The sequence below is a fragment of the Corynebacterium incognita genome (genome assembly GCF_014217255.1).
Classification (GTDB): Bacteria; Actinomycetota; Actinomycetes; order Mycobacteriales; family Mycobacteriaceae; genus Corynebacterium; species Corynebacterium incognitum.
This window is the reverse complement of record NZ_CP059404.1, coordinates 71,041-91,519: the sequence shown is the minus strand read 5'-3', so window position 1 is coordinate 91,519 and position 20,479 is coordinate 71,041. Positions and strand designations below refer to the sequence as shown.

At 60.8% G+C, this 20,479-nt stretch carries 18 protein-coding genes, 1 tRNA gene and 1 pseudogene; 14 read left to right on the top strand and 6 right to left on the bottom strand.

Going from position 1 to position 20,479, the window contains the following annotated elements; genetic code table 11:
* The first annotated feature begins 346 nt into the window (after nucleotides 1–346).
* Complete coding sequence (locus tag H0194_RS00445) at nucleotides 347–2,077, top strand: DIP1281 family NlpC/P60 protein (RefSeq protein WP_185175955.1); 1,731 nt, start codon at nucleotides 347–349, stop codon at nucleotides 2,075–2,077.
* 40 nt (nucleotides 2,078–2,117) lie between these two features.
* Nucleotides 2,118–3,191, top strand: a complete 1,074-nt coding sequence (locus H0194_RS00440) for a ferrochelatase (RefSeq protein WP_185175954.1) — start codon at nucleotides 2,118–2,120, stop codon at nucleotides 3,189–3,191.
* On the opposite strand, the gene H0194_RS00435 is transcribed toward H0194_RS00440, so the two are convergent.
* Nucleotides 3,188–3,967: a hypothetical protein gene (locus H0194_RS00435; protein ID WP_185175953.1), complete on the bottom strand. Its 780-nt coding sequence runs from the start codon at nucleotides 3,965–3,967 to the stop codon at nucleotides 3,188–3,190. The two genes, H0194_RS00440 and H0194_RS00435, sit on opposite strands and share 4 nt — an antisense overlap.
* A 33-nt stretch (nucleotides 3,968–4,000) precedes the next feature.
* Here H0194_RS00435 and H0194_RS00430 point away from each other — a divergent pair, with 33 nt between their 5' ends.
* Nucleotides 4,001–4,849, top strand: coding sequence for a DUF3097 domain-containing protein (locus H0194_RS00430; RefSeq protein ID WP_185175952.1), 849 nt, complete (start codon nucleotides 4,001–4,003; stop codon nucleotides 4,847–4,849).
* Here H0194_RS00430 and H0194_RS00425 read toward each other — a convergent pair.
* Both H0194_RS00425 and H0194_RS00420 read right to left on the bottom strand, forming a co-directional pair.
* A complete protein-coding gene (locus H0194_RS00425) occupies nucleotides 4,846–5,412 on the bottom strand; it encodes a MarR family transcriptional regulator (protein WP_185175951.1) in 567 nt (188 codons plus the stop codon). The genes H0194_RS00430 and H0194_RS00425 overlap by 4 nt on opposite strands.
* Nucleotides 5,413–5,457: 45 nt before the next feature.
* Nucleotides 5,458–6,213, bottom strand: coding sequence for a TVP38/TMEM64 family protein (locus H0194_RS00420; protein WP_185175950.1), 756 nt, complete (start codon nucleotides 6,211–6,213; stop codon nucleotides 5,458–5,460).
* A gap of 105 nt (nucleotides 6,214–6,318) precedes the next feature.
* On the opposite strand from H0194_RS00420, the gene H0194_RS00415 reads away from it, so the two are divergent.
* The 3 genes and pseudogenes from H0194_RS00415 to pflA all read left to right on the top strand — a co-directional run bounded on the left by H0194_RS00415 (nucleotide 6,319) and on the right by pflA (nucleotide 10,330).
* A complete protein-coding gene (locus tag H0194_RS00415) occupies nucleotides 6,319–6,744 on the top strand; it encodes a cupin domain-containing protein (RefSeq protein WP_185175949.1) in 426 nt (141 codons plus the stop codon).
* Between the two features lie 282 nt (nucleotides 6,745–7,026).
* Nucleotides 7,027–9,402: pseudogene (pflB, locus tag H0194_RS00410) on the top strand (formate C-acetyltransferase).
* A gap of 37 nt (nucleotides 9,403–9,439) precedes the next feature.
* Nucleotides 9,440–10,330, top strand: a complete 891-nt coding sequence (pflA, locus tag H0194_RS00400) for a pyruvate formate-lyase-activating protein (RefSeq protein WP_185175946.1) — start codon at nucleotides 9,440–9,442, stop codon at nucleotides 10,328–10,330.
* Between the two features lie 87 nt (nucleotides 10,331–10,417).
* Here the strand turns inward: pflA and H0194_RS00395 are convergent.
* A tRNA-Leu gene (locus H0194_RS00395) sits at nucleotides 10,418–10,503 on the bottom strand.
* 209 nt (nucleotides 10,504–10,712) lie between these two features.
* On the opposite strand from H0194_RS00395, the gene H0194_RS00390 reads away from it, so the two are divergent.
* Nucleotides 10,713–11,252, top strand: a complete 540-nt coding sequence (locus H0194_RS00390) for a YbhB/YbcL family Raf kinase inhibitor-like protein (RefSeq protein WP_185175945.1) — start codon at nucleotides 10,713–10,715, stop codon at nucleotides 11,250–11,252.
* Between the two features lie 24 nt (nucleotides 11,253–11,276).
* Complete coding sequence (locus H0194_RS00385; protein ID WP_185175944.1) at nucleotides 11,277–11,678, top strand: hypothetical protein; 402 nt, start codon at nucleotides 11,277–11,279, stop codon at nucleotides 11,676–11,678.
* 10 nt (nucleotides 11,679–11,688) lie between these two features.
* Here H0194_RS00385 and H0194_RS00380 read toward each other — a convergent pair whose 3' ends face one another.
* Both H0194_RS00380 and H0194_RS00375 read right to left on the bottom strand, forming a co-directional pair.
* A complete protein-coding gene (locus H0194_RS00380) occupies nucleotides 11,689–12,780 on the bottom strand; it encodes a quinone-dependent dihydroorotate dehydrogenase (protein WP_185175943.1) in 1,092 nt (363 codons plus the stop codon).
* Nucleotides 12,781–13,791 carry a hypothetical protein gene (locus H0194_RS00375; RefSeq protein WP_185175942.1) on the bottom strand — a complete coding sequence of 337 codons (1,011 nt, stop codon included), beginning with the start codon at nucleotides 13,789–13,791 and terminating at the stop codon, nucleotides 12,781–12,783.
* 87 nt (nucleotides 13,792–13,878) lie between these two features.
* On the opposite strand from H0194_RS00375, the gene H0194_RS00370 reads away from it, so the two are divergent.
* From H0194_RS00370 to H0194_RS00345, 6 genes are all read left to right on the top strand, one after another.
* Entirely contained in the window at nucleotides 13,879–14,706 is an 828-nt protein-coding gene (locus tag H0194_RS00370) for an undecaprenyl-diphosphate phosphatase (RefSeq protein ID WP_185176781.1), read from the top strand.
* A 46-nt stretch (nucleotides 14,707–14,752) separates the two neighbouring features.
* Nucleotides 14,753–15,997 (top strand): cysteine--1-D-myo-inosityl 2-amino-2-deoxy-alpha-D-glucopyranoside ligase, encoded by a 1,245-nt coding sequence (gene mshC, locus H0194_RS00365; RefSeq protein ID WP_185175941.1) that lies wholly within the window; start codon nucleotides 14,753–14,755, stop codon nucleotides 15,995–15,997.
* A gap of 14 nt (nucleotides 15,998–16,011) precedes the next feature.
* Nucleotides 16,012–16,392 carry a hypothetical protein gene (locus H0194_RS00360; protein ID WP_185175940.1) on the top strand — a complete coding sequence of 127 codons (381 nt, stop codon included), beginning with the start codon at nucleotides 16,012–16,014 and terminating at the stop codon, nucleotides 16,390–16,392.
* A gap of 18 nt (nucleotides 16,393–16,410) precedes the next feature.
* Nucleotides 16,411–17,112: an HAD family hydrolase gene (locus H0194_RS00355; RefSeq protein ID WP_185175939.1), complete on the top strand. Its 702-nt coding sequence runs from the start codon at nucleotides 16,411–16,413 to the stop codon at nucleotides 17,110–17,112.
* 231 nt (nucleotides 17,113–17,343) lie between these two features.
* A complete protein-coding gene (aspA, locus tag H0194_RS00350; RefSeq protein WP_185175938.1) occupies nucleotides 17,344–18,900 on the top strand; it encodes an aspartate ammonia-lyase in 1,557 nt (518 codons plus the stop codon).
* A 216-nt stretch (nucleotides 18,901–19,116) separates the two neighbouring features.
* Nucleotides 19,117–20,424, top strand: a complete 1,308-nt coding sequence (locus tag H0194_RS00345) for an anaerobic C4-dicarboxylate transporter (protein WP_185175937.1) — start codon at nucleotides 19,117–19,119, stop codon at nucleotides 20,422–20,424.
* Nucleotides 20,425–20,479: the final 55 nt, after the last annotated feature.

The window sequence follows — 20,479 nt, the reverse complement described above, 5'->3', positions numbered from 1 at the left end:
GGGGTTCCTGAAATCATCGTGCATCATGGTACGGGTGTGCTCTATGGTTTGCTTATTGACTCACGAGTCGATCAATCTCACTTTTGTCATATTTTGATCCTTGACTTACGCACGGGCATGTGGGGAAGCACGCCACGACGGTCACAGGAAGAATGCGGCAAGGGGCGGGAGGGGCCGACACGTGCGTCAGCTTTTGTCCGATTTTTCAACAAGCTTTCTATGAATGCACCCGCCATTTCGCGTGCGCGGGTACGTCACGTGCGCGTGCCACGGTGTCTCCGTGGCACGTCGATGCTGGCGTATCCAGATTCGCCGTACGCGCCATGGCGGCGTGAGGAGTGTCGTGGTGACCACCTCTATTTCCCGTACCCGAAAAAGGTCTAAGTTAGTCCGCCGCCGAAATTTCTTGGCCACCGTAGCCTGCACCGTCACGGTGTCCACGGCGACGTCGGTGACCCCTGCCATGGCGCAGGAACAATCGGTCGTCGAGAAGTTCAATAACGCACTGTCCAGCACCGGCGACGTCGGTGATCTGGCTGCAATTCTTGCGTCACTGAACGCCGAGATTGCAACCCTGGAATCTGAAATGGGCCGCTATCAACAGCAGGTCAATAAAGCCCTCGTGGATTTCCACAACGCGCGCACCAAGGCCCAGCAGGCTCGACTCGGTGCCTCCACCGCCAAGAAGAAGCTGGGTACCGCCAACACCAATCTGGAAGATGCGCAGGCTCTCCTCAACGGCTTGTCCAGCTCCCAGTACCGCCGAGCCGCCGGCAGCCAGCCGGTCACGCAGCTCGCTGGCGGCGACGCCTCGGCCGACGCCCTGGATCGTCAGTCATACCTGCGCCAGGAGACTGCCAAGCGCAATGACGTCATCGACAATCTTGAACGTGTGCGCACGGACAAGGCCAACCAGGAGTCCACGCTGCGCAAGGTCAAGCAGCTGGCAGAGGACCGCGAGAAAAAGGCCTCTGACGTCAAGAGCGAGGCTCAGTCCGTACTCGCGGACTCCGCCGCTGAGCACGCGGAGCTGAGTACGCAACATGACGAGCTCACCAGGCTTCAAGAAAAGGCGCAGCGCAAGCTCGACGTCAAACGTGGGGGGAACTCCCACGCTGCGACTACCGCCGCGGCGGCTCCGGAAGCAACCCCTGCCGCCCAGCCGGCAGCGACTGCTGCTGCAGCAGAGACAACGGTTACTACTGCAGCGCCCGCTCCTTCGTCCGCAGCAGAGGAATCGACTGTGGAAAGTACGGTCCCGCTGTCTGAGTCGGCAGTCGAGACCTCGACTACGGAGCAGACTCCGACACCGACGGAGCAGGCTCCGGAGGAGACGGTCTCCGAACCACAACGTCCAACCCGACCAGCGCGCCCTGCGCAGACTGAGGCGGCCTCCACCTTCGCGACCGACGTCCAGGCTTTCACCGACGCCCTTAATGAGGCAGCCACGATCATCTCGGGCTCGCAGCCAGAGCTGACCCTCGAAACCGTCGAAGAATCCGAGTCTTCCACCCAGCTTCCGGCACTGCAGCTGTCTGGCGACGCCACTGACGCCGCCGCTACCGGCGATGAGTCTGTGGACAGCCTCCTCAACGAGCTGGACACCAATGACTCTGTGTCTTCGCAGGCGTCCCAGGCGCTTCCCGACTCGAGCCGCGAGCAAAAGATCGAGGCAGTCATCGCCCGAGCTGAAAGCCAGATCGGCGCCCCGTATGCCTGGGGTGGCGGTACCGCGAGCGGACCCAGCCAAGGCATCCGCGATGGCGGCACGGCGGACGCACACGGCGATTACAACAAGGTCGGTTTCGACTGCTCTGGTCTAACCCTCTACGCGTTTAGCGCCGCGGGGCTCTCCCTTCCGCACTACACCGGCTACCAATACACCATGGGTGAGCAGATCGATCCGGCCAATATGCAACGCGGAGACCTTATCTTCTACGGCCCGCAGGGCAACCACCACGTTGCTATCTACTTGGGTAATGGAGAAATGCTCGAGGCTCCGCAGTCCGGGCAAACCGTGACCAAGACCCCCGTCCGGTGGTCCGGAATGTCTCCGCACGCGGTGCGCCTGCTCTAGGATTATCTCCCCAGATCAATCGCTAGTACTATCCGAAAGTATGATCTCACACTCCATCACCGAGGAATTCGACGCGCTCCTAGTGCTGTCTTTTGGCGGCCCAGAAGCCGAAGAAGAAGTTGTCCCGTTCCTAGAAAACGTGACCCGAGGCCGAGGCATCCCGCGGGAGCGTCTGGCAGTCGTTGGCAAACACTATTTCCATTTCGGCGGAAAGTCACCACTTAACGATCTCAACCGCGAGATCATTGCCAACGTCGAAGGCGTGCTCGCGGACCGCGGCATTGAGCTGCCGGTCTACTTCGGTAACCGTAACTGGCATCCCTTCGGCGAGGACGCGGTAGAGCGCATGGCTCGCGACGGCGTGCGCAAGGCTCTAGTCTTTGCCACCTCTGCGTGGGGTGGCTACTCGGCGTGTAGGCAATATGACGAGGACATCGTCCGTCTCCGGGAGCACCTGTCGGCGCAGGGACATGAGCCGATTGAGTTTACGAAGCTGCGGCACTTCTTTGATCATCCGGCCTTCGTGTCTGCGATGGCGCGCGGTCTCAAAGAAGGGCTTTCTCAGGTGACGAAGGACGAGGTGCGGGTACTGTTCACCGCACACTCTGTCCCCACCGCACACGACAACGTTGCCGGCGCAGAAGGTGATAAAAACCTTTACTCCCGCCAGGTGGCTGAGGCCTCCCGGTTGGTTGCGGAGGCCTCGGGTGTTGGCGACTACGAGGTTGTTTGGCAGTCGCGCTCGGGCAACCCGAGTACCCCGTGGCTCGAACCCGATATCGTGGATCGGACCACTGAGTTGGCGACAAACGAGGGCGTTGAAGCGGTGGTCGTGTGCCCGATTGGTTTCGTCTCCGACCACATGGAAGTCATCTGGGATCTGGATACCGAACTCAAAGCCGCCGCTGACAGCCTGGGCGTGCAGGTGGTCCGGACACCAACGGTGGGGCCAACCCAGGACTTCGCTGCGATGATCGTGGACCTGGCCCAAGAGCATGTCGACGGCGCGGATCCGGCGACCCTGGGTGCTGTGACGGTTCAGGGCTGCACGGTCAACGGTGAACCCTGTGCGGCGGGATGCTGCGACATCGCCGGGTTGCGTACGAAGGCCTAGCGGGCGAACTCGCTCATCGCATACGCCACACCTGCCATGCGGGCGTGGCGTATGTGTCTCCAGAGCCGAAACAGTTGCGGGTCCAGGCTGTGGTCGCCGACTCTTTCCGTCACCGTTTCAATGATCGCCGCGACCCCGTCGGTGCGGGCAAACAGTTGCGCGGCGCGGCCGGGGATGGACGCTGGGAGGCCGGGGGTGTCGTAAAAATCTGCCAGAGTGCCTACCGTCAGCCGGGGGTTGGGAAGGGGGTCAGTGGAGTATCCTAGCGCCTCTATAAGCGACGCCGATTCGTCTGTGGCGGCCGTCAGTGCGGCGTCGGCGTCGCCGGGGCTCAGGGGCGTAGATAAAGTCTGAGGGCTTGATTCTACGATCACTTTCCACAAAGTCGCGTCCACGCCCTTGACCTTTGTGCGGACGGGAACAAGACACAGGGGCGTCTCCGGGCTATCAGTACGGACCATCAGCACCCCTTCGGCGCTGTGGCGCGCCGCCTGAGCCGACGAACTTCCGGCCGCCAGCGCCGGGGCCTCGCCCGGTCCGGAAAGAATGAGGTTCATGATGGGTTCGCGTTCGCGGGCGTCGATAAGCCCGCGGGTGTGGGCGCGCAAGGTGCGCAACATCTCAGCGAACGCAGCGCCATCGCCGGCGTATTGAACCCCACCAAGTGCTGTGAGCGCGTCCACGAGAGCATCGGTCGACTCATGACCCCACAGCCAAGCCCCCAACCAACAGGCGGTGTTTTGAAGAGGTGACCACACCTCGGCGCGCATATCCATGACGGGGCATTCTAGCCGATAGGATGGACAGCCATGAATGCCGATTCCCGCTACTCCGGTGACATCTTCTCCGGCCATCCTCGCCGCCAGCCTCGCACCTACCCTGAAGTCCCTGCCGAGCCCGGGCTCGTCGTGGAGGTTCGCGGAGACGATTTTGTAGGGGCCATCGTTGGTGTCGACAAAACGGTCTATGGGGACGTTGTGCGGTTGGAAGATCGCTACGGCACCGAACGTGTTTTTAACCTCGTCAAGGGCGGCTTCCTGTTTGAAGGCAGGCCGGTGACGCTCGTGAAATACGTTGCGCCTCGTTTGCAGAAGCCAGCCCTGTCGAACTCAGGCTCCCGCCGGGTGGCCAACGTCGAGGCGAAAGTGGCAGCGCCGTCGCGCATCTGGGTCGAAGGCGTCCACGACGCCGCGATCGTGGAGAAGGTATGGGGCCACGATTTGCGGGTCGAAGGCGTGGTTGTGGAGTACCTGGACGGCCTGGACAACCTCGATGAGCGACTGCGCGAGTTTCGCCCGGGCAAGGGGCGCCGAGTGGGTGTGTTGGCCGACCATCTCGTCCAAGGCTCGAAGGAAACCCGCATGACACAGGAGGTTGGCGAGCATGTGCTGGTCACAGGTCACCCCTACATCGATATCTGGGCCGCTGTGAAACCCGAGCGCCTGGGCTTGCGCGCCTGGCCTGACGTCCCTTATGGGGAGGACTGGAAGACAGGCATTTGTCGCCGCGTGGGGTGGAGTGATCCGCGAGAGGGATGGAACCGGGTCTACAATGCCGTTCACACCTACAAGGATTTGGATTCGAGCCTCATTGGTGCGGTGGAGCGTTTGGTGGACTTCGTGACTACACCGGAGCTCCGTAAAGAGGACTTGCTCTAAGCGGGGTTAGCGCGCTGCAAAAGGTTGACCGCGAGTTGCCACCCGGCTTGTTCCGCGGCCCAGCCGGCCGCCTGGAGTCGTTGCGACATCGCTTGCTTTGAGATGCCCAATTCGGCGGCGGCCTCGTTCTGATCTAGCCCGGACCGCACCAGCGACGTCGCCTCCCGACCTTCCGCGGTGCGCTTGTGGAGGACGTGCGCTAGGAGGGCGAAAGTGGAAGATATATCGTCAGCTTCTGTTGTTGCCTTTGGGACCTGGACGCGGACCTTGACCACACCGGCGCGGGCGGAGTTGCGCAGCGCCGCGGTCGCGATCCGGCGGACGCCGAATTCCTGGGGGCCGGGGTGGACGCCGATTCCGACGGCCCACTCGCCGTCGGCAAGCAACGCCATCACGAGGTTGGTCACTGCGGTGGCGTCGGCGACGTTGGCACAAATATCTTCCACGCCGAGGATGTCAAATTCGCTGACGCCGGGGAGGGTGGCGAGGGCTTCGGCGGCGCGTTCAACATAGTCTGCGCGACGGGTATTGCGACCTCGATAGCGGGCGTGGACGGCGAACATAACCACTCTCCTGGGCGTAAAAAGAGAACAAATTTTTAAAAAAGTCTACCCTGAAGCCTTTACTTTGGCCAATGGCGTCCGGGAATCCAACACGAGGCTCACTATCCCGGCGATCGTGAGCGCGGCCAACAAACCGATGGCCCACGGGTTCATGTCTCCTGTGAGAGTATCGCCAAAAACCACCCCAATGATGGTCGAGGGTGCGGAACCAATGAGCGTCGCGAAGACATAAGGCAGCAGCGGTACGGCGGTCAATCCGGCGGCATAATTGAGCAAGGAAAAGGGGACAGCGGCGATCATTCGGAGGCTAGCGATGGTCCACCAGCCACGCTCCGCGAGGCGCTGATTGAGTCCGCTGACGGCAGGGTGGTTTAACCGCGGTGCCATCCAGTCGCCCAGAAGGTGGCGAACCGTCAGCATCGCCACGCACGCGGACACCGTCAGCGCAATCAAAGAAATCAATACACCTTTCAAGGGGCCAAAAAGCACCCCGGCAGCCACCGTCCACAAGGTTCGGGGCAAGGGGAAGAGTGTGGCGGTCGCGGAAAGGCCAATGAAGATCACCGCGAACCACGGCCCGGTGTTGTCGGCCCACTCGCGGAGCGAATGCAGGCTGGGCATGTCCACGGCCACCATCGCAATGGCGAAGATCCCCGCCGCGCCGACAACCGCGACCCACTGCCAGGGCGACCAGGAACGCACGGCCACGGCCGCGTCGCGGATGAGCGTGCTAAGAAAATCGGCGAAGCTAGTGATGCGTGATGACGACGCGCGTCTTGGCGGGCGGGCTGAGGATTGCATAAGGGTTTTGACGTTAGCACGGCCGCAAAAGTGCGTACGCTGGATAGGGACGTGGCCTCAACTATCGGCCACCTTGTTCATCCCGAGCTTTAGGAGGTACATCTCATGTCTGATCTGCGCACTGACCATGGCCCGAACCCATACGTTCTCAACATCGAGGAAGTAACGAAGGCTAACGATGCCTTCCGTGACACCCTGTGGACGGGCAAATTCCTGCAGATGACCGTCATGTCCATCCCGGCGGGCGGCGAAATCGGCGCTGAGGTTCACGACGACCACGACCAGTTCTTGCGCCTCGAGGAGGGTAAGGCTCGTGTGATGATTGGTGACAGCGAAGATAGCTTGGACATTGATCAGGTGGTCGAGGACGACTTCGCCATTTTCGTTCCGGCCGGCAAGTGGCACAACGTGGTCAACGAATCGGACGCCCCGTTCAAGGTCTACTCCATCTACGCCGCACCGGACCATGTGAAGGGGACGTTCCATCAGACGAAGGAAGACGCGGACAACGACCCTAACGAGCAGCACTAGCTGCCCCGTTCGGGGGCGACTTAACCGAAAAAGCTGTGACAATACTCTCGGTTATAACCAGCTTCCTAAGTCGCACGTACGGTTTGAATGCGTTGGCCTGCACAGTCGCCCCCTCAATCGGCCTGCCCTCAAAAACGAGCGGGTCAGCCTTAGTTTATAGCCCCGCTCTCCGCCCTACACTGGGAGGTAGCGGGGCTTCGTGCCGCCAGTGGAGTTGTCGTCGCGGCTCACGCCCCGGATTCATATCTCAATCCAATCCAGTGCGGAAGGGAGTCACGGCCTGTGACTATTGCAACACAACCCACCAAGTTCGAGGCCTGGGAAGGCTTTGAAGACGGCGACTGGAGCCAACGCATTAACGTGCGCGACTTCATCCAGCGCAACTATCGCCCGTATGATGGCGACGCGAGCTTCCTGACAGGCCCCACGGAGAAGGTGCAGCGTACCTGGGACGTCCTTGAAAAGGATTACCTTTCGGTGGAGCGCGAGCAGCGAGTGTACGACGTGGACACCCACACCCCGTCAGACATCGACGCATTCCCCGCGGGCTATATCAGTGAAGACGATGACGTGATCGTCGGCCTGCAGACGGACACCCCACTCAAGCGCGCCATGATGCCCTACGGTGGCTGGCGCATGGTGGAGCAGGCGATCAAAGAAGCCGGCAAAAAAGTCGACGAGGACGTTAAGAAGGTCTTCACCCGCTACCGCAAGACACACAACGACGGCGTCTTCGATATCTATACCCCAAACATTCGCGCCGCCCGCTCGTCGCACATCATCACTGGCCTTCCCGACGCCTACGGTCGCGGCCGTATCATTGGTGACTACCGCCGGGTGGCTCTCTATGGCGTGGACTACCTCATCGAGGAAAAGAAGTCGTCCAAAGACGCGATCGCCGATCTGCCTTTCTCAGAGGACTGGGCCCGCTACCGCGAGGAGCACTCGGAACAAATTAAGGCGTTGAAGAAGCTCAAGGTCATGGCGGAGTCCTATGGCTTCGACATTTCGCTCCCTGCCACCACCGCGCAAGAAGCGGTGCAATGGACCTACTTCGGCTACCTGGCTTCCATCAAATCCCAGGACGGCGCGGCCATGTCCATCGGACGCCTCTCCGCATTCTTCGACATTTACTTTGAGCGCGACCTGGCCAAGGGGCTCATCACCGAACAGGACGCCCAGGAGATCATCGACTCTCTGGTGCTCAAGCTGCGCATCGTCCGCTTCCTGCGCACCACCGACTACGACCAGATTTTCTCCGGCGATCCTTACTGGGCCACTTGGTCCGACGCTGGTTTTGGCACCGACGGCCGCCACCAGGTGACCAAAACCTCCTTCCGCCTGTTGCAGACCCTCATCAACCTTGGGCCGTCCCCAGAACCGAACATCACCATCTTCTGGGACCCGGCCCTGCCCGAGGGGTACAAGAAGTTCTGTGCCCACATCTCCATTGAGACCTCCTCCATCCAGTACGAGTCCGACCGTCAGATCCGCGAGCAGTGGGGCGATGACGCCGCCATCGCTTGTTGTGTCTCGCCGATGGAGGTGGGCAAGCAAATGCAGTTCTTCGGCGCCCGCGTCAACGCTGCGAAGGCACTCCTGTACGCCATCAACGGCGGACGCGATGAGGTCTCTGGCAAGCAGGTAGTAGAAGGTTTCGACCCCATTGCGGGCGACGGCCCCCTCGACTTCGACGAAGTCTGGCAGAAATACGAGAACATGCTCGACTGGGTCGTGGGCACCTATGTGGAGGCCCTCAACATCATCCACTACTCCCACGACAAGTACGCCTACGAATCCGTCGAGATGGCTCTGCACGATTCGAACATCGTCCGCTCAATGGGCTGCGGAATCGCGGGCCTGTCCATCGTCGCCGACTCCCTGTCGGCAATCAAGTACGCCACCGTCACGCCTGTGCGCGACGAGACGGGCCTCATCGTGGACTACCGTACCGAGGGCGACTTCCCGTTCTACGGCAACGATGATGACCGCGCCGATGACATCGCCGCGACCATCGTCCACACCGTGATGGAGAAGATCAAGGCCATCCCGATGTACCGCAACGCTATCCCCACGCAGTCAGTCCTGACCATCACCTCCAACGTGGTGTACGGCAAAGCGACGGGCTCGTTCCCCTCCGGGCACAAGGCAGGCACCCCGTTTGCGCCCGGCGCCAATCCGGAAAACGGCGCCGACACTCACGGCATGGTTGCCTCCATGCTGTCGGTGGGCAAGCTCGACTACAAGGACGCGCTGGACGGCATTTCTCTGACGAATACCATCACTCCGTCTGGCCTGGGTCGCACCCCGGAAGAGCGCATCACCAACCTGGTCGGTGTCCTGGACGCCGGCTTCATCATGGACAACTAACCACCCACCACATCCCGATCCACAAGGAGAATCATTATGACTGCCAAGACCTTTGATGAGCGCCTGGAGAGCATGAAGCGCAACCGCGCCGCACACAACATGGACTCCGGCCTGTATCACGCCAACATCAACGTCCTGGACAAATCCACCCTGGAAGACGCCGTGGAGCACCCGGAGAAGTACCCGAACCTGACCGTTCGCGTGTCCGGCTATGCCGTCAATTTCGTTCGCCTGACCAAGGAGCAACAGCTCGACGTCATCTCGCGAACCTTCCACCAGGATTCCTAAATTCGGACTACGTAACCCAATTAAGGCAGGCAGATTTATGGCAGACGGCATCTCAGGCGTGGTCACCCTTGCCCCTGAGCTAGGGGAGAAAGTCCGCGGCGTGGCCGCTGGATTGGGCTCCGCTGTCGGTCTCGGCCCCGGGGAATCCCCGTGGGACGACATCACGCATCCCGAGCTCATGGAGGCCCGGCGCACCGGCGATATCGCGCTGGTCCATTCCTGGGAACTAGTCACGGCCGTCGACGGGCCGGGTACCCGCATGACCATCTTCATGTCCGGGTGCCCACTGCGCTGCCAGTACTGCCATAACCCCGACACCATGGAGATGAAGTCCGGCTCCCTGGAGCGCATCGAGGACGTCGTCAAGCGAATTAAACGCTACGCACCCATCTTCCGCGCTTCCGGCGGCGGGCTTACGGTATCCGGCGGCGAGCCGCTCTTTCAGATCGCGTTCACCCGTCGGCTCCTCAAAGTCGTCCACGATGAGGGGATCCACACCTGCATCGATACGTCCGGGTTTTTGGGCGCGCGGCTTAACGACGACGACCTGGACAACCTCGATCTCGTGCTCCTGGACGTCAAGTCCGGCAACGAGGACACCTACCGGAAGGTGACCGGCCGCCAACTGCAGCCGACCATCGACTTCGGTGATCGACTCCATGCCAGAGGCAAGCGAGTATGGATCCGCTTTGTGGTGGTGCCCGGGCTTACCGACGCCCCCGAGAACGTTGCGGGCGTCGTCGACATCGTCAGCCGTTGGCGCGACAACGTGGAAAAGGTAGAGGTCCTGCCATTCCACAACATGGGTGCCGACAAGTGGCGTGAACTGGGCATTGCCTACAACCTGGAGGACACCAAACCTCCAACGCCTGAGTCGATAAATGCCATCCGGGAGCAGTTCCGGGCGGCTGGGTTCGATACGTATTAATTACAAGGGCGCCTAGCGCTCCGGCAGAACGAAGCGCACGACAAAGCCCCGCTGCTTCTGGAAGGAAGCAACGGGGCTAATTCTCTGTGCCCGGAGGGGGACTTGAACCCCCACGTCCGTTAATAGGACACTAGCACCTCAAGCTAGCGCGTCTGCCATTCCGCCACCCGGGCTGGTGAGCGGCGTGTACCTTGCGGTGAACGCACCTGATAACAATAGCCCGGCGCACGTGCACTTAACAAATCGCCAGGTCATTGCGTCAAAACACGGCTAAGAATAGCACTGCTGTAATTTGCGCCAGGCAAACACAATTGAGGTCGTGGGTGAAGAGTTTCTGAGAAACGGTGTGATACGCCTACTAATTCGGGCACAATGGTGAGGTATGACCTACGCAGATGATTCTCGTTTCCCTGGACCAGACCCTTACGCGTCGCTGAAGGACCTTCCCACCTTCCCGTTGTCCTCCAGCGACCTCATCGACGGCGATGAGCTCATGGAGAAGTTCCGCGCACCGGAGAATGTTTCTCCACAACTCGAGTGGTCCAACCTACCGGAGGGGACCAAGTCCGTCGCCATCACCTGTTTCGACCCGGATGCGCCGACCGCCGCAGGGTTCTGGCATTGGGCTGTGTTCAACATCCCGGTGGAAACCACCAGCATTCCGACGGGCGCGGGCGCAGCAGAAGATCTCGGTCTGGGAGGCAACATCGTGAGCCTCAAGGGCGATTCTGGGCAGCGCACCTACTATGGCCCGCAGCCGCCGGCAGGGCATGGCCCGCACCGCTATCTCTACGCCGTGCATGCCGTGGACGTGGAGGAGCTGGACATTGACCCGGACGCAACTCCGACCGTTTTGGGCTTTAACCTTTACTTCCATTCACTCGCGCGCACCATCTTGTGGGGCTGGGCGGAGACCAAGTAGCAACCCGCTGCTAGGTTAAGTCCTATGCCTCAACAGAAGTCTTCGAAGCGCAACCACGCCGCCCCCGTACCCGCGGCGCTGCGGTTGGGCGGCGCGTTCCTCGCGCTTGCTGTGGTGCTAGCGCTGTTTCTCATCATGGACACCATCAGCCTCGGATGGGGAACGCCGTTCGCCTTCACAGTGCGGCGCAACTTTTTGCTCGTTGCTGCGATGCTCGTGGGTGGTTTCGCCATGACTGCTGCTGGTGAGAAGGGCGCAATGACGCAGATCGGCGTCCTGGCGACGGCCGTGGTGCTTATTATCGTCTCGCGCCTGGTTCCCAACTCCCAGGTGTTCGTGACGGAGCAGTTCTGGGTGATTGGCTGGATCGTGGTCGCGGTCCTGTGTGCGCTGTTGTTGCGGCGCAGCGTGACGCCGCGTTCCTAGCGCGCTGAAGCTAGTGCTTGTAGGGCAGCTCGCGCCCGACGGCCTCGCCCAGCGAACTCAGTCCGTGGGCCTTGACCTGCCGCGCGATCCCCTTGTGAATGCGGGTTATCCACGCCGGACCTCCGTAGATGAGGCCGGTGTAGCCCTGGAGGAGGTGCGCGCCGGCGCCGATGCGCTCCCACGCGTCCTCCGGGGTGCTGATGCCGCCGACGCCGATGAGGACCAGATCCGCACCGTCCACCCGGGCGTGAATGCGGCGCAGCACCTCGAGGGAGCGCTGCTTCACCGGGGCACCGGAGATTCCTCCTGCACCTATCGCCGCGACTTCTTCGGCATCAGTGGCCAAGCCTTCACGCGAGATGGTCGTGTTGGTGGCGATGATGCCAGCTAGTCCTAGCTCGAGGGCAAGATCAGTGACAGCATCGACGTCGTCGTCGCTGAGATCTGGAGCGATCTTCACTAAGACTGGGGAGGAGGTAGATTCCTGCACTGCGCTCAGAATAGGGCGGAGTGACTCGATTGCCTGGAGGTCCCGTAGTCCCGGGGTATTCGGAGACGAGACGTTCACTACAATGTAGTCGGCTAAATCACCCAGCACGGACGCGGAACGGCGGTAGTTGTCTACTGCTTCCTCGGGCGGAGTCACCTTGTTTTTGCCGATATTGATGCCAATGACGTCCGAGCTTTTACGCTGGCGAAGATTCTTCGCCGCGTTGGCTGCACCGAGGTTATTGAACCCCATGCGGTTGAGAATCGCCTTGTCCTGCGGGAGGCGGAAGAGCCGGGGCTGGGGGTTGCCAGGCTGTGCCTCCGCGGTGATGGTGCCCATCTCGGCGTAGCCGAACCCTATGGCGCCCCAGCTATCCGCAGCAGCGGCGTTCTTGTCAAAGCCTGCGGCCAATCCCAGGGGGCGGGGAAAGTGAACGCCAAACAGCTCCTGTTCCAGTACCGGATCGTGGTGGGCCACTTTGGCCATGCCGCGGTTGACCGGGGTGAGCCTATGCAACGCTCCCAGTCCAGAGTTTATGATCTCGTGGATCTTTTCTGGGTCCACGCGGAACATGCCCTTGAGGGCGGCGCCATAGAGTTCGTCGTAAAGCATTTACTTCCTCACAATCTGCAATTGGGGCGAGGTAGCGGAGCCGAACGCAGTGAATCCTTCGGCCGCCGCCATCGATTGGGCATCAGGGACTACGTTCAGCTTCTTCTTTTCCACTGGCGCGCCAGTGGAGATGTCGAAGCCGAATGCCTGGTTGGTATCGGTGCTGGTGACCCACGCGAGCTTACCGTCCCAGCCCGCTGCCCAGGGCGTGCCGTCTATCGGGCCCAATTGGTGAAGGCGTACCACGGTCCCGGAGGTGTATACGGCTAGCTGCTTGCCCAAGGCGTCCGCAGCAACGATCACCTCGCTCGGTCCGGAGGCAATCGTGCCCACTCCGACGCCGATGCGCAGGCGGCCGCCCTCGCGGTCTTCCCGCCAGTCGATGTTTTGAATGGTGGAATCACCGCGGTTCATGCGCACCGGGGATTCACCAACGATGACCAACTGATCCGTGGGCGCGGCCACCTCAATGTCTTCGGCCTCCCCGCCGTCGGCGGGGATGACCTTCATTATCGCTTCCTTGTCAGAAGCGAGGAGAAGCGATCCGTTCGGAGCTCTCACCGCGGACGTGGCGGCGAACCCCTGGGTGTCCGCGGTCTGCTCTGCCTGTGCGTCAGCAGCGGGGAAGATGCGTACGGTGTTGCCGCAAGCTACGAGGAATTCCGGGGTGCCCCCGTCCTGTGCCCCTGACGTAGTCACCTCGCCGCACCCGGCGATATCAGTGGTGAAGGCCTCGTCGGATGCGCCGCCGAACTGCTCTGGTGTTCCGATCCGCAGGCTATCGCCGGTGCGCACCGCGAGGACACCGCCGACGGTATCGAGATCGGTGATGTTCTCGGCGTCGTCAAGCTCAATGATCTCGCCGTCCGGTTTCGCTCCTTGCTGTTGCGGGGAGGAGGCGGGTGTAGCGCCGCCCACCTGCTCCGGGGTATTCATCACGGGTTCCGGCGTGCACGCGATCATTCCGAGTGCGGTAGCCGCTACACAAGCAAGGGCAGTTAATCGTTTCACACCGCCTGATCCTAGCAGCGCGAATCGGCCACGCCTGCACTCGCATGTCGTGAGACATGGGTAGGGTAGTGCTCCATGAACGAAGCTATGAGCTGGACCCAAGTGGTGGTCCTTTCGATCGTCCAAGGCCTGACCGAGTTTCTCCCCGTGAGCTCCTCAGGCCACCTGCGCATCGTTTCGGAATTGTTCTGGGGCCAAGACGCCGGAGCCTCGTTCACCGCCGTGATTCAGCTGGGCACGGAGCTTGCCGTCCTCGTCTATTTTGCGCCAATGATTTGGCAGATTCTTAAAGGGTGGTGCATCGGCTGGGCGGATAAGTCCCACCGCGGTCAGGACTGGAAGATGGGTTGGTTCGTCATCGTCGGCTCGATCCCAATCGGCGTCATTGGCTTGCTGGCGGAGGACTATATCCGTGGCGCGCTGCGCAACTTGTGGATTACAGCTGCGATGCTGATTCTCTTTTCTTTCGTGTTCATTGCTGCAGAACGCATGGGCACCAAGTCTCGCGGCTTTGACGAGTTGACCATGAAAGACGCCATCGTTATGGGCTTGTGCCAATGCCTGGCGCTGGTACCTGGCGTCTCACGATCCGGCGGTACGATTTCCGGTGGTTTGTTCTTGGGCTTGGACCGCGAAGTAGCCACCCGCTTCAGCTTCCTGTTGGCTATTCCGGCCGTGCTCGCCTCGGGTTTGTTTTCGCTTCCCGACGCCTTCTCTCCCGAAGCCGGGCAGGCGGCTTCGGGCCTCCAGCTCGCTGTGGGCACCGGCATCGCCTTTGTCTTGGGCTATGTCTCCATCGCCTGGCTGCTGAAGTTCGTCTCCGACCACTCCTTTGAGTGGTTCGCGGCGTACCGAATCCCGGTGGGCATCATCGTCATGATCCTGCTGGCTATTGGGATGCTGCAGCCACTGTAAAGCACTAGACACCTCTATGCCTGGTGCGCCGGGTAGCATGTAGGGCATGCATTCTTGGCCGACACCAGATTTTAAGAAGATACCGGGAACCGCGCAGCCGTTGCGCTTGTATGACAGCGCCCGGCAGGACGTTGTTCCGGTTGAGGCAGGGGACACTGCCACGATGTACGTCTGCGGGATCACGCCGTACGACTCAACTCACCTTGGCCACGCTGCGACGTATCTCGCGTTTGATCTGGTGTACCGCCAGCTCCTCGATAACGGTCACGAGGTGCACTACGTCCAGAACATCACGGACGTTGACGACCCGCTGTTTGAGCGGGCGGAACGCGACGGTGTGGACTGGCGGGAGCTGGGCACCTCCCAAATTGATCTGTTCCGCTCAGACATGGAGGTCCTGCGCGTTTTCCCGCCGCGCGACTACATCGGGGCGATGGAATCGGTCGACGAGGTCATTGCCTTGGTAGGCAAGCTTCTCGACGTCGGTGCGGCCTACGTAGTCGATGATCCCGAGCACCCAGACATCTATGCCTCCGTCGCGGCGACAAAGCAGTTTGGCTACGAGTCCAATTATTCACGTGCGGAGATGGAAACCTTTTTTGCCGAGCGCGGCGGTGACCCGGATCGCCCCGGAAAGCGCGATCCTCTTGATGCCCTGGTCTGGCGTGCGCACCGCGAAGGGGAGCCGGCTTGGGACTCGCCGTTCGGCCCGGGGCGGCCTGGCTGGCACATTGAATGCTCTGCCATCGCAACCAATCGTTTGGGCGTGCCCTTCGATATCCAGGGCGGGGGCACGGACCTGCGGTTCCCGCACCACGAGTTTTCCGCCGCCCACGCAGAGGCTGCTCATGGCGTCGAGCGCATGGCCAATATCTATGCCCACGCCGGCATGATCGGACTCGAAGGCACCAAGATGTCCAAGTCTCTGGGTAACCTCGTTTTCGTCCACACACTCACCGAGGAAGGGGTCTCCGCCTCAGCGATCCGCCTGGGCGTGTTTTCGGGTCACTACCGCGAGGACCGTGACTGGTCTGATGACGTCGTAGCGCAGGCCCAGGACCGCCTGCAACGGTGGAGCGAAGCGCTTGCCACCCCGGGCTCAGTGGAGGCCGCGGAAGCCGCCGTCGCAGCTCTTCGTCGGCATCTGGCGGAAGATCTGGACACCCCTTCTGCGCTAGAGGCGATCGATGCATGGGCGCGCGGGAACAGGGGAGCGGACTCAACAGAGGCTGCGGATTTGATAAAAACTGCCCTGAATTCTCTGCTTGGCGTGCAGATCACCGAAAAGTAGGTAAGAATATCACCATGTCTATTCGCGCAGAGTTCCAGCCCACCGTCGACGAATTCATTTCTAACCTCGAATCCTTCGCCACCGGTTCCTACCTCAAGGAAGACGAGAAGGAATTCTGGGATCAACCTTTCGATCCGGCTGTGCTTCCGGAGCTTCGCGATATTGTAGAAAAGCTCCTCGACACCTTGGACGCGTTGCCGGACGACCCAGAGGGCGACGCTTTGGCCGCTGCCATCACACCACGGTACGAGGAGATCGCTGCGTTTAACCGCAAGCACCACGACGCCGTGGTGGAGCCCGAAGAAAAGGCTGAGCTCGCCGAGATCGTGTACAACGCTGCTGCTGCTACCGGCGCCGATGACGAGGCTCTGGCACAGCTGCCAGACCTGGACTAATTGATTGTTGGAACCTGAATGACTTTGAAACCAGCCGCCATCTTCTGGGATATGGATGGCACCTTGACCGATTCTGAACCACTATGGGCAATTGCGACTTTTGAGCTGTCGGAAAAGCTCGGTAAGCGCATTACCCCGGAGGTTCGCGCACTCACGGTGGGCTCCTCGTTTGGGCGGACTTTACAGATCTGCGCGGACTACGCGGGATATATCTTGCAGCCGGGTGACGAAGAGCGCTTGCGTGCGGAGATGTTTGACCGGGTCTGCGAACTTTTTGAGCAGGAGCTGGACACTTTCGATGGTATTCGCGAGCTGCTCACGGACTTGCGGGCACTAGATATTCCCATGCTCCTCACCACCAATACTGAGCGCCAGGTTGCTGACTTTGCCATCGACGCTATCGGGCGGGATTTCTTCATCGACACCATTTGCGGCGATGAGGTGCCGCAACCAAAACCGGCACCGGACATGTACCTCATGGCCGCACAGTCGGTGGGCGCACCGCCCAGCGAGTGCCTGGTGTTCGAGGACTCAACGGCGGGCATGACCGCCGCCATTGACGCGGGCTGTCGTGTGGTGGGACTGCCGGAGACCGACTCGGTAACGGTGCCGCAGGGCGTTGTTCCGATCGGCGAGTTGTCGGGAGCGCGGCACCTCGCCGGGGCGTCGGCAGGCGACGTTTTGGGCTGGTTCAACGACACCCGTTTGTTAGCGCGCTAAGGCCGCGCGATGCAGGCACATAGTGGACTCAAAAGTCTTCCTAACCGGTGAATAAAATAGCCCTGTTTTGGGGTAAAATACCTGCAAAATGGGGTGGAAATAACCAGTTCTCAACCCGGTCATGACACCTGGTGTCCAGCGCGTTATGCTGGTTACTGACGGCGGAATCATCCCCCAAAAATTTCTTCCCGATTCCGCGCGCCACTAGGGATCGAAGGAGAGGCACACGTCATGGCCAAGAATTCCACCAAAGACCAAGATCTGAAGAACGAGGACAAGAAGGCCGCCGAAGTAGCGGAGTCCACGGCGAAGGTCAAGGATCAGGAGCCAGAGACCAAGAAGAAGAGCGCACCCAAGTCCACGAAGAAGACCCGCACCGAGGTTGACCTCCTTGGTGAGATGGAAGTCTCGAACGATGTCTACTACGGCGTCCACACCATGCGCGCCATGGACAACTTCCAGATTTCCTACGTGACCATCAACTCCATTCCGGAGTTCATCCGTGGCATGGTCATGGTGAAGAAGGCCACCGCAATGGCCAACCGTCGCCTGCACACCCTGCCGAAGAAGAAGGCAGAGGCCATCATCTGGGCTTGTGACCAGATTCTGGAAGAGGGACGCTGCATGGATCAGTTCCCGCTCGACGTCTTCCAGGGTGGCGCCGGCACCTCGCTGAACATGAACACCAACGAGGTCGTTGCCAACCTGGCCCTGGAATACCTGGGCGAGGAAAAGGGTTCGTACGACATCATCAATCCAAACGATGACGTCAACATGTCCCAGTCCACCAACGATGCGTACCCGACCGGCTTCCGCCTGGGCCTCTACGCCGAGATGGAAAAGCTCATCGAGCGTCTGGACAAACTGCAGTCCTCCTTCTTGGCCAAGTCCAATGAGTTCCAAGACATCCTGAAGATGGGCCGCACTCAGCTGCAGGACGCCGTCCCGATGACCCTCGGAGACGAGTTCAAGGCCTTCGCTCACAACCTGCAGGAAGAGCAGAGCGTGCTCCGCGAGGCGCAGGGTCGCCTGCTGCAGATCAACCTGGGCGCCACCGCCATCGGCACCGGCGTAAACACCCCTGCTGGCTACCGCCACCAGGTCACCGCTGCTCTCCAGGAGGTCACCGGTCTGGACATCAAGTCTGCCCCGGACCTCATTGAGGCCACCAGCGACTGCGGTGCCTACGTCTTGGCCCACTCCGCCATCAAGCGCGCGGCCATGAAGCTGTCCAAGATTTGTAACGACCTGCGCCTGCTGTCCTCTGGTCCACGCGCTGGCCTCAACGAGATCAACCTGCCGGCACGCCAGGCTGGTTCCTCCATCATGCCGGGTAAGGTGAACCCGGTTATTCCAGAGGTCGTCAACCAGGTCTGCCTCAAGGTCTTCGGCAACGACGTCACCGTCACCATGGCAGCGGAAGCTGGTCAGTTGCAGCTCAACGTCATGGAGCCGGCCATCGGTGAGCCGCTGTTCCAGTCCATGCGCATCATGGGCAACGCTGTGGACACCCTGCGCGAGAAGTGCATTGACGGCATCACCGCCAACGCCGATGTGTGCCGCGCATACGTGGAGAACTCCATCGGTATCGTCACCTACCTTAACCCGTTCATCGGGCACCACAACGGCGACATGATTGCCAAGGAGTCCCTGGAGACCGGCCGCGGCGTCAAGGAGCTGGTGCTGGAAAAGGGCCTGCTCGACGAGGAGACCTTGAGCCGAGTACTGAGCGTGGAGAACTTGATGCACCCGGAATTCCGGGGCCAGCTGTTCGTCGATGAGGACTAGTCGACGAGGCTGGTAGAACCACGACACTAATAAGAAAGCCGGGTCACCACGATGCCACAGGTACGCAGCGCGCAGTCGCGCCAGACACCTTCGCATCTGGTGTACCCGGCTTCCTCATTGTCTGCACTACCTCTACAAAGCTTTCACCACTTCTAATTCAATACCTATTCAATTCCTACTGTTACCAAACTCATTCATAGAAAGTAGATGAGTCTCATGGTTGTTCTACACATCCTCATTGTCCTCGCGGCAATCGTGCTTGGTGCACGTCTGGGCTCCATCGCCATCGGCTTCGCCGGCGGCCTCGGCGTTCTCGCGCTGGCTGTTACCGGACTGAACGTCACGATGGAGGACATTCCGTTCGACGTCATCGCGATCATCATGTGTGTTATCGCGGCAATTTCTGCCATGCAGCGCGCAGGTGGCATGGACTACCTGGTCCACATCGCAGAACGCGCGCTGCGCAAGAACCCCAAACAGATCACGTTCTTCGCGCCTGTGGTGACCTGGCTGATGACTGTCCTTGCAGGTACCGGCCACACCGCTTTCTCCACGATGCCGGTCATCGTCGAAGTTGCCAAAGAAGGCGGCGTTCGCCCGTCGCGTCCGTTGTCCATCGCTGTCGTCGCCTCCCAGATGGCAATCTGTGCTTCGCCCATCTCCGCGGCAGTCGTCGCTCTTGCAGCCATGACTGAGCCACTGGGCGTCGGCTACTTGCAGGTTCTCGCCGTGATGATTCCTGCGACCTTCCTCTCTATCTTCCCGGCCGCCTGGCTGTCTAACCACCTGGGCAAGGACCTGGAATATGATCCGATTTACCAGGAGCGGATGAAGGCCGGCCAGGTCAAGCCGCCGATCGGCCAGACCGAGTTCAAGATTCAGCCGGGTGCCAAGGCGTCCGTCATCATCTTCGGTATCGCCATCCTCATCGTCATGGTGTACGCCTCCCTCATTTCCGAGCAGGTGGGTCTCATCGCCGAGCCGACGCTCCCACGTAACGAGGCCATCATGGCAGTGATGCTGACTGCCGCGACCATCATTGTCCTCGTAGCCAAGATCCCGGCTGCCGACATCCTGGGCACTCAGGTATTCCGTTCCGGTATGTCCGCATGTATCTGTGTGCTGGGTGTCGCGTGGTTGGGCACCACGCTGATTAACGCGTACATCGAAGACATCCAGTCTCTCTCCGGCGGCATCTTGGAGAAGTTCCCGTGGCTGCTGGCCGTGGTCCTCTTCTTCGCAGCCGCGCTGCTGTACTCGCAGGCTTCCACCACGAAGACCCTTATGCCGGCCGCGCTGGCACTTGGAGTCAGCCCGCTGACCGCTATCGCCGCGTTCCCCGCCGTCTCCGCGCTGTTCGTGCTGCCGACCTACCCGACGCTGCTCGCGGCCGTGGAGATGGACGACACCGGTTCAACGCGCATCGGCAAGGCCGTGTTCAACCACCCGTTCCTCATCCCGGGCGTGGTGTCCATCGCCTGCTCCGTGTTGCTCGGCTACCTGCTTGGCGCAGTTATCGTCTAGTTCAGCTCGCTTAATTCTCTAGCTCAGAGGAGAGCAGCAGCGGGGCGTGAGAACA

Excerpts from the sequence above, each read along its gene's own strand:
- H0194_RS00440 (WP_185175954.1), top strand. The coding sequence starts at position 2,118 with ATGATCTCACACTCCATCACCGAGGAATTCGACGCGCTCCTAGTGCTG.
- H0194_RS00435 (WP_185175953.1), bottom strand. The coding sequence starts at position 3,967 with ATGGATATGCGCGCCGAGGTGTGGTCACCTCTTCAAAACACCGCCTGT.
- H0194_RS00430 (WP_185175952.1), top strand. The coding sequence starts at position 4,001 with ATGAATGCCGATTCCCGCTACTCCGGTGACATCTTCTCCGGCCATCCT.
- H0194_RS00425 (WP_185175951.1), bottom strand. The coding sequence starts at position 5,412 with ATGTTCGCCGTCCACGCCCGCTATCGAGGTCGCAATACCCGTCGCGCA.
- H0194_RS00420 (WP_185175950.1), bottom strand. The coding sequence starts at position 6,213 with ATGCAATCCTCAGCCCGCCCGCCAAGACGCGCGTCGTCATCACGCATC.
- H0194_RS00415 (WP_185175949.1), top strand. The coding sequence starts at position 6,319 with ATGTCTGATCTGCGCACTGACCATGGCCCGAACCCATACGTTCTCAAC.
- pflA (WP_185175946.1), top strand. The coding sequence starts at position 9,440 with ATGGCAGACGGCATCTCAGGCGTGGTCACCCTTGCCCCTGAGCTAGGG.
- H0194_RS00390 (WP_185175945.1), top strand. The coding sequence starts at position 10,713 with ATGACCTACGCAGATGATTCTCGTTTCCCTGGACCAGACCCTTACGCG.
- H0194_RS00385 (WP_185175944.1), top strand. The coding sequence starts at position 11,277 with ATGCCTCAACAGAAGTCTTCGAAGCGCAACCACGCCGCCCCCGTACCC.
- H0194_RS00380 (WP_185175943.1), bottom strand. The coding sequence starts at position 12,780 with ATGCTTTACGACGAACTCTATGGCGCCGCCCTCAAGGGCATGTTCCGC.
- H0194_RS00370 (WP_185176781.1), top strand. The coding sequence starts at position 13,879 with ATGAGCTGGACCCAAGTGGTGGTCCTTTCGATCGTCCAAGGCCTGACC.
- mshC (WP_185175941.1), top strand. The coding sequence starts at position 14,753 with ATGCATTCTTGGCCGACACCAGATTTTAAGAAGATACCGGGAACCGCG.
- H0194_RS00360 (WP_185175940.1), top strand. The coding sequence starts at position 16,012 with ATGTCTATTCGCGCAGAGTTCCAGCCCACCGTCGACGAATTCATTTCT.
- H0194_RS00355 (WP_185175939.1), top strand. The coding sequence starts at position 16,411 with ATGACTTTGAAACCAGCCGCCATCTTCTGGGATATGGATGGCACCTTG.
- aspA (WP_185175938.1), top strand. The coding sequence starts at position 17,344 with ATGGCCAAGAATTCCACCAAAGACCAAGATCTGAAGAACGAGGACAAG.
- H0194_RS00345 (WP_185175937.1), top strand. The coding sequence starts at position 19,117 with ATGGTTGTTCTACACATCCTCATTGTCCTCGCGGCAATCGTGCTTGGT.